The organism is Shewanella marina JCM 15074, from assembly GCF_000614975.1.
In the GTDB taxonomy this organism is placed as follows: domain Bacteria; phylum Pseudomonadota; class Gammaproteobacteria; order Enterobacterales; family Shewanellaceae; genus Shewanella; species Shewanella marina.
Map to the genome: position 1 here is coordinate 1 of NZ_BALM01000045.1, position 13,191 is coordinate 13,191.

At 38.4% G+C, this 13,191-nt stretch carries 13 protein-coding genes and 1 pseudogene; 3 read left to right on the forward strand and 11 right to left on the reverse strand.

What is annotated here, in order from left to right:
* Positions 1–63 precede the first annotated feature (63 nt).
* The 6 genes from JCM15074_RS23195 to psrA form a co-directional block, all read right to left on the reverse strand.
* Positions 64–1,410, reverse strand: coding sequence for an SIR2 family protein (locus JCM15074_RS23195; RefSeq protein ID WP_025823575.1), 1,347 nt, complete (start codon positions 1,408–1,410; stop codon positions 64–66).
* Positions 1,411–1,520: 110 nt separating this feature from the next.
* Positions 1,521–1,940: a GNAT family N-acetyltransferase gene (locus tag JCM15074_RS19550; protein ID WP_025823576.1), complete on the reverse strand. Its 420-nt coding sequence runs from the start codon at positions 1,938–1,940 to the stop codon at positions 1,521–1,523.
* A gap of 497 nt (positions 1,941–2,437) precedes the next feature.
* A complete protein-coding gene (locus JCM15074_RS24285) occupies positions 2,438–2,929 on the reverse strand; it encodes a hypothetical protein (RefSeq protein ID WP_148300850.1) in 492 nt (163 codons plus the stop codon).
* Positions 2,930–2,976: 47 nt separating this feature from the next.
* Positions 2,977–4,080, reverse strand: coding sequence for a tetratricopeptide repeat protein (locus JCM15074_RS24290; protein WP_051536970.1), 1,104 nt, complete (start codon positions 4,078–4,080; stop codon positions 2,977–2,979).
* 31 nt (positions 4,081–4,111) lie between these two features.
* Positions 4,112–6,376, reverse strand: a complete 2,265-nt coding sequence (locus JCM15074_RS23205) for an acyl-CoA dehydrogenase (RefSeq protein WP_037470079.1) — start codon at positions 6,374–6,376, stop codon at positions 4,112–4,114.
* Between the two features lie 10 nt (positions 6,377–6,386).
* Positions 6,387–7,034, reverse strand: coding sequence for a TetR family transcriptional repressor PsrA (gene psrA, locus JCM15074_RS19565; protein ID WP_025823578.1), 648 nt, complete (start codon positions 7,032–7,034; stop codon positions 6,387–6,389).
* Positions 7,035–7,206: 172 nt separating this feature from the next.
* Between psrA and JCM15074_RS23210 the strand changes: the two are divergent.
* Positions 7,207–9,071 (forward strand): annotated as a pseudogene (locus JCM15074_RS23210) (M2 family metallopeptidase).
* 74 nt (positions 9,072–9,145) lie between these two features.
* Here the strand turns inward: JCM15074_RS23210 and lepB are convergent.
* The 3 genes from lepB to smrA form a co-directional block, all read right to left on the reverse strand.
* Positions 9,146–9,796: a signal peptidase I gene (gene lepB, locus JCM15074_RS19575; protein WP_025823579.1), complete on the reverse strand. Its 651-nt coding sequence runs from the start codon at positions 9,794–9,796 to the stop codon at positions 9,146–9,148.
* 24 nt (positions 9,797–9,820) lie between these two features.
* A complete protein-coding gene (locus JCM15074_RS19580; protein ID WP_025823581.1) occupies positions 9,821–10,276 on the reverse strand; it encodes a peroxiredoxin family protein in 456 nt (151 codons plus the stop codon).
* Between the two features lie 156 nt (positions 10,277–10,432).
* Positions 10,433–11,011: a DNA endonuclease SmrA gene (smrA, locus tag JCM15074_RS19585; RefSeq protein WP_025823583.1), complete on the reverse strand. Its 579-nt coding sequence runs from the start codon at positions 11,009–11,011 to the stop codon at positions 10,433–10,435.
* Between the two features lie 97 nt (positions 11,012–11,108).
* On the opposite strand from smrA, the gene JCM15074_RS19590 reads away from it, so the two are divergent.
* The gene (locus JCM15074_RS19590; protein WP_025823585.1) at positions 11,109–11,654 is read left to right on the forward strand and encodes a YybH family protein; all 546 of its coding nucleotides are present in this window, start codon (positions 11,109–11,111) and stop codon (positions 11,652–11,654) included.
* Between the two features lie 9 nt (positions 11,655–11,663).
* The gene (locus JCM15074_RS19595) at positions 11,664–12,122 is read left to right on the forward strand and encodes a YchJ family protein (RefSeq protein ID WP_025823587.1); all 459 of its coding nucleotides are present in this window, start codon (positions 11,664–11,666) and stop codon (positions 12,120–12,122) included.
* A 77-nt stretch (positions 12,123–12,199) separates the two neighbouring features.
* On the opposite strand, the gene JCM15074_RS19600 is transcribed toward JCM15074_RS19595, so the two are convergent.
* Positions 12,200–12,496 (reverse strand): DUF406 family protein, encoded by a 297-nt coding sequence (locus JCM15074_RS19600; protein ID WP_025823589.1) that lies wholly within the window; start codon positions 12,494–12,496, stop codon positions 12,200–12,202.
* A gap of 83 nt (positions 12,497–12,579) precedes the next feature.
* On the reverse strand, positions 12,580–13,065 hold the full coding sequence (locus tag JCM15074_RS19605; RefSeq protein WP_025823591.1) for a VC2046/SO_2500 family protein: 486 nt from the start codon (positions 13,063–13,065) through the stop codon (positions 12,580–12,582).
* Positions 13,066–13,191 lie beyond the last annotated feature (126 nt).

The window sequence follows — 13,191 nt, forward strand, 5'->3', positions numbered from 1 at the left end:
GGCTTAAATGATCCTGCTTAAATGATCACCGCTTAAATAATCCTATAAGCAACTTGTTATACATTAGATCCAAGGAGGATGATGAATTACAACTTTGTCAGGCTCGTGCAAAGTGCTTAAGTAACGTTTGGCCTGTTTAAGAGATGCTTTATGAGCCTCAGGGTTTTCTTTTATGAATTCCATGAAATCTTCAAAAGAATACAAATCGTTTTTAGCTCCGAAAGCAAAATACTTTGGTATTTCAAATTCATCACCTTCGAAACAATTTTGCAAATGAAAAAACAAAGCTCTGATATAACCTTCTATGTAAGCAACGTCCGTATACCTTTTTTCCTTTCTCTTACCTGTCTGTATCCTCGCATACTCACCGATTAAAGATTCTATCCTACATGGATGTGAATACTCGCCAGAGTATTTGTTCTTTCGTATTCGCTGTAGAGCATGCAACACTCCATCTTGATAACAAGCAGAATATATAACCTCAGGGCAATCCGTATTACTAATTTTATTGCTTAATTCAATATGTTCATCTTCTATCTCATCAAGCATATAAGATGAAAATTCATATGCTAAATCAGGCAAAAGAAGTTCTTGTGTGACGGCTTCATTTTTTACCAGCTCTAAAAAGTATGTACCATCTGTTATTATCGGTATAAGCCCTGCGTCCTCAAAACGCTTTGCTTCATCCTCGAAAGGAGTAACAACGTATGCTTGTCGATGCAAAAGATCCATTTGAGTTTTTACTAAACCATAAATTTCTTGAAAATCACTATCCCGCATTGAGTAGCCAACGAATATCACGGTTTGAGTTGCCAAGATAGTCTTTAACAAGCCTCCTATTAATTTTTCATTCAGACGCTTTGTACATTCGGTGTAGTCATCTTCAGTTGCTACCACCGTTGATAAGTTATCTATTGAACCATGAATTTTTAGTACTCGACGTTCAGCCACTTCCCAGAATGCTAAATCACTATCTAGTACAAACGGTGTAGCATGGGAGAAGTCTTCGAAATATGTATCCCAGTTAGTCGTAACTATGTTTTTTATCGGGAATAAAGTTCCTAGCTCTTTATGAAAAGTTGTAGCCATGGCTTGTAATTCAGGGAATGAATCAACCGTTCTAAATCTAGATCGAATCATCTGTAAAAGTTTTATACGCCCATTGGGTTTCTTACAAAACTCTTGCATCAATTCAGGAAAGCTGTAATTTTTATCTAGAGCATCTATTTCTCTAGCAACTTCTTCATAAAAGTTAATATTCAGAACCGAAGGTGATTCTGTGCTGATTCCTGCTCCAGTGAAGAAGGTTACCTTTTCACTCAGAATTTCTTCAATCAACTCATCAGGGATATGTGCATCGATTTTAGTTTTGCAAATTACGCAATCACAGTTATTTTCATGAATACTCAAATCTTGATCCTAATGTATAACGCCCTCGTTAATGGGCAAATAATTGTTGGCTAAAATAAGCGACGCAGGAGCAAACAGCCAACTGTTATTTGTCCTGATTTAACAGCTTGTTATATGCCCAGTTGCTTCTGTAAGAAATAACTAGTGTGACCTTTAGGCATATCAGGTAATTCGCCAAAAACTGAATAACCCGCTTTGATATAGAAATCTAGTGCTTGGAATGTAGTCGTTTCCAACCTAATGCTAGGGGTGTTTTGAGATAAAGCATATTCCTCCATACGCGATAATAATTTTGTTCCCCATCCACCTTCACGAATACTTTCATCAATCCAAAGCCCCTGAATATGCATCCAGTTCCAGTTGATTTCACCTAGAATGCCGCCAAGAATCACACCTGATTCATCTTTTACGAATGAAGATACTTTTTCTCTGAACACTGTACCTGTATGCGATTCGTTAAATTCAGTCAAACCAGTTTTCAGGGCTTCAAATTCATTACCTTGTGGTGGGAGAGGATTAGTTAATTCCATAATTATGCTACGAACTCCGTTTGGGCATATAACAGTATATTAGGCTGAATTCCGAATAAGAACAGACAACCCAGTTAATCATATATTAGAAAAATGCCCCAAAATGCTCGTTAACTCAATCTTTTATGAAATATTTTCCCGCGTTTTCACTAAGTAATCTCATAGTGAAAGTCAGAATTTGCATATTTGTGATGCTGTATGATTTAACGACTAAATATAGCTATTTTAAAACAAACACTTAGTCATTATTGACGCTAAATCACTTTCCTTGTTACACCCAAATAATGCTGAAAATTCACAATGTTTATTATAACTGTTTATATGAACAATTCTTGTGAAGAGGCGTTATGTCATCAAAAGATAGAACAAGCATAACTTATGAACTATGCAAAAACATGTCACATTAGCTTTTCCAAAACCAAAGCTTTGGTTGGCCCACTTACCTTTTGAACTGCGAAACTGATTTTAGGGCAGAAATGAGTTAGTCCTTGATCGCATTATTTAAACAGATCAGGCTCTGATTTTATAAACATCTGTAATTGTTCTTTTTTTTGTATTAATTCTATAACCAACACATTCTCCCCATCCGCATCTTTAAGCACATGTTTTGCAGTATTAAGCACGTTACGCCAACGTGGTTTCTTTGGTAATGTCGCTTCGGAGAGATAACGTTCAAACGTGCGAACTCGCAATCTGCCATCATCTATACTGACTTTCCACATTTTGCTTTGTTCGGCTAATTCAATCCGTGTTTGTCCTTGTTTTTGCTCCCATATTTGTAAGGATAGACACATGATATCGACCAATAACTGTCTATAATCAACGTCAGAGGTGTTATTGTTTGCATGCTTGCGATAAAGAACAAGTCCAATAACACAAGCGAGTAGCGTAAAACCAATCATCAGCCAATAGCTCAATGATGGTGTTTGCGGCGTGACTTGAGGCGATTCGACAAGTGTTTTCGTTTGTTGCAGTCGACGCTGATACAAATCACTACTGCCTGCCCTATTATGCTTTAATAATAAATTATAATTTTCTAAGGTTTTAACGGCTGCCTTGTAGTCACCAGTGCTGCGTTGAGATTGTGCCAGCGCAATATAAAAAGTTCAGCTAATTGACTGTGTTGCGCAGCTTGTGATTGTAGTCCTTGCTCCAGCAATTGCTGCGCTTGTGAATGTTCACCTTGCAACTGCTTCAGTTTAGCTTCAACCAGTAAGGCTCTTAAATTATTGGTTTTGCTTTGCACTAATTGAGCCGCTTGTTTTTGCTTAGCAAGCAATAACTGCGCCTGTTGCAATTGATTTCTCGCTAATTTAATTTCCGCTAAAATCAAATATGCACGAGATAATTGGATAAAAAGGCCATTGGCTTGTAACTGAGTTAATTGTTGTTGCAACAATTGCTCTGCTTTATCAAAGTGCATTTTTTTAAAAAACACTTCCGCTAAACTGATGAGGGTATGCGCGGTTTGTTTTGGGTTTTGTAACTGTTGATGCAATTGGTGCGCTTGTCTAAACGATAAAATAGCATCATCTAACTGATTAATATCACGATAAATATTGCCTAAATTATTCAGCGCAACAGCCTGTCGATTAAGGTTATTAGTCTGTTTAGCTATATTATAACTTTCAAGTAGTAGCGTGACCGCAGTATCTAGATCCCCCAAGGCTTGATATGTATTAGCAAGATCATTAGAAGATTTAGCGGTTAATACAATATCTTTAAGTTGCTGCGACAGTTGATAAGCCTGATTAAATAACGCTAAAGATTGAAGATAGTTACGATTATGATAAGCGTTAATTCCTTGCTGCCGAACAACTTGGTAGCGTTGTAATTGACTCAATTCTGCACTATCCAATAAATCTAATTGCTTATCTGATAAAATTAAGTCACCCGACTGTCTATATAAACTGGCCAATTGCATATGTGCTTTATACACTTCGGTATCAGCCATATTATGACTCACAACAAACTGTTTTATATAATGCTTACAAATTAAGATTTGTTGGTTTATATTCTGCAAACTTTTATCAAAGCAATCACCTGTTTGAGCTAATACATTCGCGTTTAAACAACACCAAATCATTAAGCCATATTTAATACACGCTTTCATATTCGTTAATGGCATATCATTTAACACTAAAACTCATTTATCTCTATCCACTCCGCACTTAATCAACATCAACGGCAATCGCCTCATCTCTTAATTGCTGAGCATGTTGTAATTGCTTGCTTTCAGCCTCGGTTATAATTTCTTGCTGCAAGGCTAAAGTAAGTATTTGCTCAAATGGAACCGCTTTAGGTAAAAGACCAATTTTTTGTGCCTTGTTGATTTTTTTATAGCAGTCTTTGGCAGCATGCATGGCAATAAATGCCTGTTCTACCTCGGCAATACCAGAGTTATCTAGCTCAAACTCAGCACATAGAAACGTTAATCGATTACGAGCAGGACTGGGTTTCAACATAGCTTGAGCCAACTGAATATTCTGCTTATCGGTTACCCCTTTAAAATGATTACCCAAGGGGAAAATAACTAAACGCAACAAAAATCCCATCAGTTTATTATCAAAATTATCAAGGCTCACTGATAAAGCATGGCTAATATCATGCAGTCTTGTGGTCAATACATGATGCACAATCGGTAAATCATCATGTTGACGACCATTATCCTCAAACATTTTTAAGGTGGCAGATGCTAAATAGAGGTGACTCAATGCATCACCTAATCTTGCAGACATCATCTCTTTACGTTTTAAATCACCGCCATACATCAACATGGCAACATCTGCCATTAATGCTAAAGCAGAGCTAAGGCGAGTTAAATGTTGGTAATACTGTTTAGTTTCGCCGCTCACAGGTGATTTAATAAACCGACTCCCTGTAATGGCAGCGCCAAATGCACGTAATTTATTTAATGCAGTATATTTAAGGTGTTGTAGTAATAACTTATCAAACTCGACTAGACCTGAATCATCGTCGGCATCCATCGCTGCTTGCATCTCCGCCAGTACGTATGGATGACAACGGGTAGCACCTTGTCCAAAAATCATCAGATTTCGAGTAAGAATGTTGGCACCTTCAACAGTGATTGCAATTGGTTGGGCAAAATAATTTAAGCCTAAATAATTTTTTGGCCCAAGTTGTATTGCTTTACCCGCATGAATGTCCATAGCATCAGTAATCACCTCTCGCCCAAGTTCGGTCATATGATACTTAGCAATAGCGGTTACCACGGAAGGCTTTACTTTTAAGTCAATTCCGGTCGTTGTTAATTGTCTAGCCGCTTCTAATTGATAGGTATTCGCCACCAGCCTTGCTAACACAGATTGCACGCCCTCAAACTGGCCGATTGGCATACCAAATTGATGCCGAATGTAACTGTAGGCTGTGGTTGTTTTAGTAGCCATGTGTGCAGAGGCTGTTGCTAACGCAGGTAATGAAATACCGCGGCCTGCAGACAAACACTCAACTAACATACGCCAACCCTGACCCGCATATTGTGCGCCACCAATAATCCAATCCAATGGAATAAATACATCGTTACCGTAAGTAGTACCATTCATAAATGCGAGCCCCATAGGATGATGACGTTCGCCAGTGTTAACCCCTTGATGCTTGGTTGGAATTAACGCACAAGTAATGCCTAAATCGGTTTTTTCACTTAATAAACAATCGGGATCATACATTTTGAATGCGAGTCCCAATACCGTAGCAACAGGCGCTAGCGTAATATAGCGTTTATCCCAATTAAGTCTTAATCCTAAAACTTGCTCACCTTCGAATTCACCATAACAAACAATTCCTGTATCGGGTATTGCACTAGCATCACTGCCTGCATCTGGCCCCGTTAATGCAAAACAAGGAATATGCTCGCCTTTAGCTAATGCCGGTAACCAATAATCTTTTTGAGCTTGAGTACCGTAATGGCTCAATAACTCGCCAGGGCCTAAAGAGTTAGGCACCATGACCGTGACAGCGGCACTAATACTACGGCTGGCGATTAAGCTGACGATAGTTGAACAGGCATAAGCAGAAAAATCTTTACCGCCATAATGTTTGCTAATAATTAACGCAAAGAAGCCCTGTTTTTTTAAGTATTGCCAAACCTCGGCTGGTAAATCTTGGTCGGCCACAATTTGATGATCATCAAGCAAACTGAGTAAATGACTCACTTGATGATCAATAAAGTATTTTTCTTCGGCGGTGAGTAATGGTTTGCCGTAATCATGCAATTTATTCCAATCCGGATTACCTTGGAACAATTCACTCTCCCACCAAGTATCACCCGCCTCCATTGCTTGCTGCTCTGTCTCAGATAAAGGCGGTAACACTCTTTTGAAAAAAGCGAATATCGGACGCGTAAGTATCTGCTGTCTAATCTCTTTTATCGCTAATAAAACAATAATAATTAATAAAACCAGTAGCAAGATACTCATGTCATACCTCTTAACGGCTCGCCGTTATATTAGATTCAGAAACACCCGCAGCAACATAAGGAATAACTTTACGTATCACGGTCTCAATATCGTTTTGCTCGCCAAACTCAGCTGCGGCGATATCACTCAATGCTTCACTTGAGGCCATAGTGAACACCACCGTCCCCAAGGTAAAGTGTAGTCGCCAGAACAGTTCAACTTTAGGAATATTAGGCACACTTTGGCTTACTGCAGCTACAAATTCAGTCAGATGTTCACCATAATGGGTAGTAATAAACCAGCGTAGATGCCCTTGGCTTTCTATATACCCCCTTCCCAATAACTGTAAAAAAGTAGTGGTGCCACGGTACCTAAGATCATTTAAATCAAGTAAGGGTTGGATTAATGTCGAAAAAATGTCATGTAAAGATGCTTGTTGTTCTGTTTGTTGTTTAAGTTGCAATGCTTGTGTTGCCGCTGGCATAAAAACATCTAAATAACGCGCAAGTACCGCTCTTATCAACTCTTTCTTGGAACCAAAATGATAATTAACAGATGCAAGATTAACTTCAGCCTTACTTGTAATAAGTCGCAAAGATGTCTCTGAAAACCCCCTTTCAGCAAACAGGCGTTCTGCAGCATCGAGAATTTTGATCTTGGTTTCGCTTCGGTTTGCCATTCCTTGATCTCTTTCCTAATTTAAACATACGTTTAAATTAAACATGCTAGTTACATATGTCAAACAAAGTAACCGATTTGGGTGTGAATAAAAACTGCCAATAGCTGCAATATATTTAACTTAATGCTACCTTATCGCAGCCACATAATTATAACAAATGGATAACTAATCTATGCCTAAATTACCTTATAACTTTTCAATCGCTACGCTTTGTGTTGCAGCAAGCTTAGGTTTAACGGCTTGTGATAAATCTATGCCCCCTCCAACAGCGCAGCAAGAACCTTCAGTATCGACTCAAGCAGTTGCTCCTACACCAGCACAAGCCATTGAATTTATAAACCAAGCCGAGCGTTCTTTAGCTGAATTATCGATAGAGATTAATCGTGCTGAATGGATTTACAGCAATTTTATCACTGAAGATACAGCTGCACTTTCCGCAGCAGCAGGTGAAAACTATAGTCGAGAAACGGTCAAACTGGCGACTGAAGCGGCTAAATATGCCAATGTAAAGCTTGATCCAGTTAATGCTCGTAAATTAATGATGCTAAGAGGTTCGTTAATTTTACCTGCACCGGCCGATAGTCAAAAAACAGCTGAGCTAGCTCAAATTAATTCACAGTTAAATGGTTTATATGGCAAAGGTGAATATTGTTTTGCCGATGGCAACTGTTACAGCCAACCAGAACTATCTGTCATGATGGCCCAATCACGAGATCCACAAAAACTACTTGAAGTTTGGCAAGGTTGGCGTGAAATAGCTAAACCAATGCGTCCTTTATTTGAACGTCAAATTGAACTCGTTAATGAAGGTGCGCAAGGCTTGGGCTTTAAGGATGTATCAGAACTTTGGCGCGGCCAATATGATATGCCTGCAGCAGATTTTGGCCAAGAAGTTGACCGTCTTTGGTTACAAGTAAAGCCGCTATATGACTCATTACATTGTTATGTGAGAGGTGAGCTCAACCAACACTATGGTGATGATGTAGTACCAGCAAACGGGCCCATACCGGCTCATCTACTTGGTAATATGTGGGCGCAGCAATGGGGTAATATTTATGACCTAGTTGCACCTGAAAATGCCGACCCTGGTTATAATGTGACCGAGCTACTTGCCGAGCATCAATATGATGAAAAAAAGATGGTCGAGCAAGCTGAAACTTTCTTTACCTCGTTAGGTTTTGAGCCCTTACCTGATACCTTTTGGCAACGGTCACTGTTCATCGAACCAAGTGATCGCAATGTGGTTTGTCATGCATCAGCATGGAACTTAGATAACGAAGATGATATCCGCATTAAAATGTGTATCCAAAAAAATGCTGAAGATTTTAGTGTCATTCACCATGAGCTTGGGCATAATTTCTACCAACGAGCTTATAAAGAACAACCCTTTATCTTTAAAAATAGTGCTAATGACGGTTTCCATGAGGCAATTGGTGACACAGTTGCATTATCGATCACGCCAAGCTATTTCAAACAAATTGGTTTACTTGAACAAATTCCAAGTAGCGACAAAGATATTGGCTTACTGCTCAAGCAAGCATTAGATAAAGTGGCATTTTTGCCTTTTGGTCTGATGATTGATAAATGGCGTTGGCAGGTATTTAATGGCCAAATTAGCCGGAGCAATATAACCAAGCTTGGTGGCAATTACGTAATCGATATCAAGGCGTGATTGCCCCCGTTGAACGCGATGAAACCCAATTCGATCCGGGCGCAAAATATCATGTACCAGGTGGTGTGCCTTATACACGTTATTTCTTAGCTCATATTTTACAATTCCAGTTCCATAAAGCGCTTTGTGATATTGCAGGTAATACCGATGATATTCATCGTTGTAGTATTTATGGCAACAAAGAGGCTGGTGCAAAGCTAGAGCAAATGCTAACGCTTGGCGCGAGCCAACCTTGGCAACAAACATTAGCTCTAGTCACTGGCACCAATGAAATGGATGCAACTGCGGTATTAGATTACTTCGCACCACTAAAAATTTGGTTAGATGAGCAAAACAAACAAGCGGGTAATCAGTGTGGTTGGTAATAATGTTAATATTAAATATTCAGTGTAAATCGAATATTTAATTACAAAAGCCCATCAGCGCTGATGGGCTTTTACTATAAAGGATAGAAAACTCTATCTGAACGAGGTAAATAATAGTTGTCATAATCAAGTGAAATCACAACAGTTTCGCTCTTACCTATGATCTCATCTCTTGGCACAAAGCCAATCACACGCGAATCTGCGCTATTATTTCTATTATCACCCATTACAAAGTAGTGTGCTTTAGGCACGGTCACTGACCTCATATTAGATAGACTTGAACCATGCGTGTTTAACTGTACTGCATGCTCAATACCAAGCAAGTTTTCTAATTGATATTGAACCTTCTTAGTCGCAGAGCCATTTTTATATGATAATTTTCTGCCATTGATATAAACAATGTTATTTCTTAATTCTATGGTATCGCCCGGCTCACCAATAACTCTTTTAATCAACCTTGTATCAGCAGTTTTTGAGTTAAAAATAATAATATCACCGCGAACTGGATCTGCGATTTTATACAAAGATACTGTGGTAAATGGCAATTTGACATCATAAGCCAATTTATTAACTAACACTCTATCGCCAATTTGAATAGTTGGTAACATTGATCCCGTTGGTACTTGGTTCCAATCTGCACAAGCGTTTCTAAAAACACACATTAATAAAATAAAGATGAGGAATGAACGATTACTGTGCCACCATTTTATTAAGTATGTTTTCATTATATTTATCCCAAAATAACTGTTTCAAAGTGAATTAATTATCTCTGTGACTTTATTGATTGGCAGACGATTAATCGCTCCACCTAAATTTATTAACTTAGGTTGTTGTATCCATTTAAAGACCATATTGCCATTTTTAAATATGAATACGCTTGGTTGTAAATATGCTTGCTTGCCATGTCCTTTACCTGTTGTGACATTAAACATCTGTTGCATCAACAAGTGTTGATCTGACACTAACTCAAAATCTAGTTGTAATTTAGATTTCAATTGCTGACAAACCGTTACACTATCTACAGATAATGCCACTAATAAAATATCATCGGCGTAACCCTGATACACCTGATTAAAATTAACGAGGTAACGAACACAGAAAGGACACCAATCGCCACGATAAGTGCTAAGGATCACTATTGGTGCTTGCTTGATTAATGCGGTAATGTCTTGAGTGTTGTTCACCTGAATAATCGACTCTGACATTATGAATACTCACTTTAATATTATTATATTGCGATATTTTTAATCATTAAATACCAAGCTAACAACATCAGTCACAATAAACAAGTTACAGAAGGCAATCATAGGTTGGAGATAAACGTTCATTAACTCAAGTAATGAACGTTTAAACAATCACAGTTAACGGAAACCCGAACCTTTATGATTGGTTTCTCTGGCTTCAATTCGCAATTGTTCGTTCTTTTTGAGCATCACATATAACGCGCCTGTGCCACCATGTTCCCGTAAACCACTATGAAATGCCTGCACTTCATCAAATTGCGCCAGCCAATGACATACACAAGACTTCATTAACCCGGCAAAAGGTTTGCTTTTATAACCTTTACCATGAATAACAAGTACATTGCGCTCACCCGCATGATAACTAGCCAAAATAAAATTCACTAAGGCATCACGCGCTTGTCTAACCCTAAACTCGTGTAAATCTAACAGCCATTCGTGTTTATATTTACCGTTACGTAAACGTTTAAATACTGCCTCTTGAATTCCCTCAGCTTTAACCGCCACAATTTCATCAGGATCCACAGGCTTAATTAAACTCACATCAGTAGTAAGTTGGCTTAAATAAAGATGCTGCTCTGCTGCTGCTCGCTTGGCTAACTGTGCTTGAGATTGTCCTGCTTTATTATGGTTAACCACTTTATCATGCTGTTTCAGAGGAATAACATCGGCCATTGCCTTTAAAAAATCATCACTCATGCCCTGTCCTCATTTACACTTTGTAAAAATTGAATGCTTCTGTATTAACAGCAAGGCTATTATAGTATTCAATATAATTGGTCACTATTAGTATTTTATGCGGTTATTTCTTTTTGTTTGCTTATGCACCATCTCGTTATCAGCTTGGTCAGATAACCACCAAAGAGCTATCGATAAACAAATTAATCAATCTTATGTTGAGTTTATTCGTGCATTTGATCAATTAGACGCCAAACCTATCATGAAGATGTATAGCCCAACTGCGCGTTACATTCCAGAGTCTGAACAAGCCAAAATTGCGGTGGGCCCGAAAGAGATTTATGCGCAATTTGAAAAATTCTTCAAGCGAATCCGTCATAACAACGGTAAAATAAAAGCTGATTTTAGAGTGCAAGATAGACAGTACAATATTGGTTCTATTAATGATATAGGCTACTATTTAATCCGTTATTACCCAGAAAAATCGACCGGTGAACCTGTGGTTGAATTTGCGGGTAAATTTGTCACCTCATATACTCAAAATAAACAGCGCCAATGGCTTATTACTATTGATACCAATAGTAAGTCAGCACCGCGTTACTATTTTGAAGCAAGCCCAATCAAGAACCTGTATTATGGTAATCAATTTAAACCGCTTAAATAATTTTTGTATATGACAGTTCAACAATGCCCGTGTGCAAGCCAGTTAGCCTATTCACAATGTTGCCAGCCGTTACACCTTGGTCAGCAAGTTGCGCAAACAGCCAAACAATTAATGCGCTCTCGTTACAGTGCCTTCGCACTACATCAATTTCAATATATTATCGACACCCAAGTTGCCCACTATCACCCAGATGTGACACTTGCTAGTTTTGAGCAAGAACCACAACCTCAGTGGTGTGGACTTGAAATCATCACAGATAAACAATTAGATAGTAGTGCAACCGTAACTTTTAAAGCTTGGTATAAGCACAATACAAAATTAGACGTTATTTTTGAATGTTCATCATTTATTAAACAAGATGGCGTATGGTTATATACCACAGGTGAACAGTTTGACTGTGCACTACCAAAACGCAATGACAGTTGTATTTGTGGAAGCGGTAAGAAATATAAGCAGTGTTGTATATAGCGTTCTACTATTTATAAGTAATAAAGCCAGATAACAAAAAAGCGCCAATTGGCGCTTTTTTAGTAAGTGACGAACAATTATAGGCCGTTACGTAATTGGAAAATGATTTTTTGTGCGCTAACTTCGAAGCCAAGCACTAATGTCACCTGCTCAGCTTCCTCTTTATATTCAACATTCACATCAGCAAAAGCTTGCTTAGCTTTGTCAGCCATTGCTTCAGCATCTTGCTTAGCAGAAGCGCCAGCAAAAGGTACGACAAGCTTTGTATCGTGCTCATCAATAACAGCACCAATATCTACATAACTACCACATTCGCCACAAGTATCACTTACATGAGAAAGGTGTGGCTGATTATCAACTGCTTTTTCTGTCATTGCGATTATCCAAACTACGATAAAAAAATGAGTATATGTCAGAACACTAAGCGAGTAAAAGCTTATCAACGGCGACTCGCATGTTACGCTGCAATAATAGACTGCGACCAATGACGTTGCTGTGCCAATAAATCAACTAAATCCACTTGGACAGCTTGCGGCTCTCGCTTACCTAAATACTTTTGCTGGGTGTGTAAGTCGCAATTATCTAGCACTTCTTGCGTTGTTTGAGTCGGATCAGGACGAGCAACTAATGCTTCTGGTTGCAAACAATTAGCTAAATGAAAGGCACGAATACCTTGAGTTAAGAAAACAGCACCATGGTTAGTGGGTAAATGTTGCTCATCTATAATGTCAACCAGTGCTTGTTGAGGCGGAATTTCAAATTTATTATGCAATTTTTCAGTAAGATTAAAATCATTATCTAACTGAAATTGATCCATATCACCCGCGTCTGCCGATAAAAGCGACAGCAATAATGCAAACTCACCACGACGTTGGCAAGAGATAGCATTATTAAGGCGGCTCCCGAGTTGGGATTCTGTGATTAAACTTACATCTAAATGCATAAATAAACATCAATAAAACATAGCGTTGTAAATTAATCGACCAATTGAATCTAAACTTTAGCTTTTTTTTGATTATAGGCTTTACATGGACAATGAATCTCACTAATATTGCCGCCACACAAACGA

Excerpts from the sequence above, each read along its gene's own strand:
- JCM15074_RS19595 (WP_025823587.1), top strand. The coding sequence starts at position 11,664 with ATGACAGTTCAACAATGCCCGTGTGCAAGCCAGTTAGCCTATTCACAA.
- psrA (WP_025823578.1), bottom strand. The coding sequence starts at position 7,034 with ATGGCAAACCGAAGCGAAACCAAGATCAAAATTCTCGATGCTGCAGAA.
- smrA (WP_025823583.1), bottom strand. The coding sequence starts at position 11,011 with ATGAGTGATGATTTTTTAAAGGCAATGGCCGATGTTATTCCTCTGAAA.
- lepB (WP_025823579.1), bottom strand. The coding sequence starts at position 9,796 with ATGAAAACATACTTAATAAAATGGTGGCACAGTAATCGTTCATTCCTC.
- JCM15074_RS19600 (WP_025823589.1), bottom strand. The coding sequence starts at position 12,496 with ATGACAGAAAAAGCAGTTGATAATCAGCCACACCTTTCTCATGTAAGT.
- JCM15074_RS19590 (WP_025823585.1), top strand. The coding sequence starts at position 11,109 with ATGCGGTTATTTCTTTTTGTTTGCTTATGCACCATCTCGTTATCAGCT.
- JCM15074_RS19580 (WP_025823581.1), bottom strand. The coding sequence starts at position 10,276 with ATGTCAGAGTCGATTATTCAGGTGAACAACACTCAAGACATTACCGCA.
- JCM15074_RS19605 (WP_025823591.1), bottom strand. The coding sequence starts at position 13,065 with ATGCATTTAGATGTAAGTTTAATCACAGAATCCCAACTCGGGAGCCGC.
- JCM15074_RS23205 (WP_037470079.1), bottom strand. The coding sequence starts at position 6,376 with ATGAGTATCTTGCTACTGGTTTTATTAATTATTATTGTTTTATTAGCG.
- JCM15074_RS19550 (WP_025823576.1), bottom strand. The coding sequence starts at position 1,940 with ATGGAATTAACTAATCCTCTCCCACCACAAGGTAATGAATTTGAAGCC.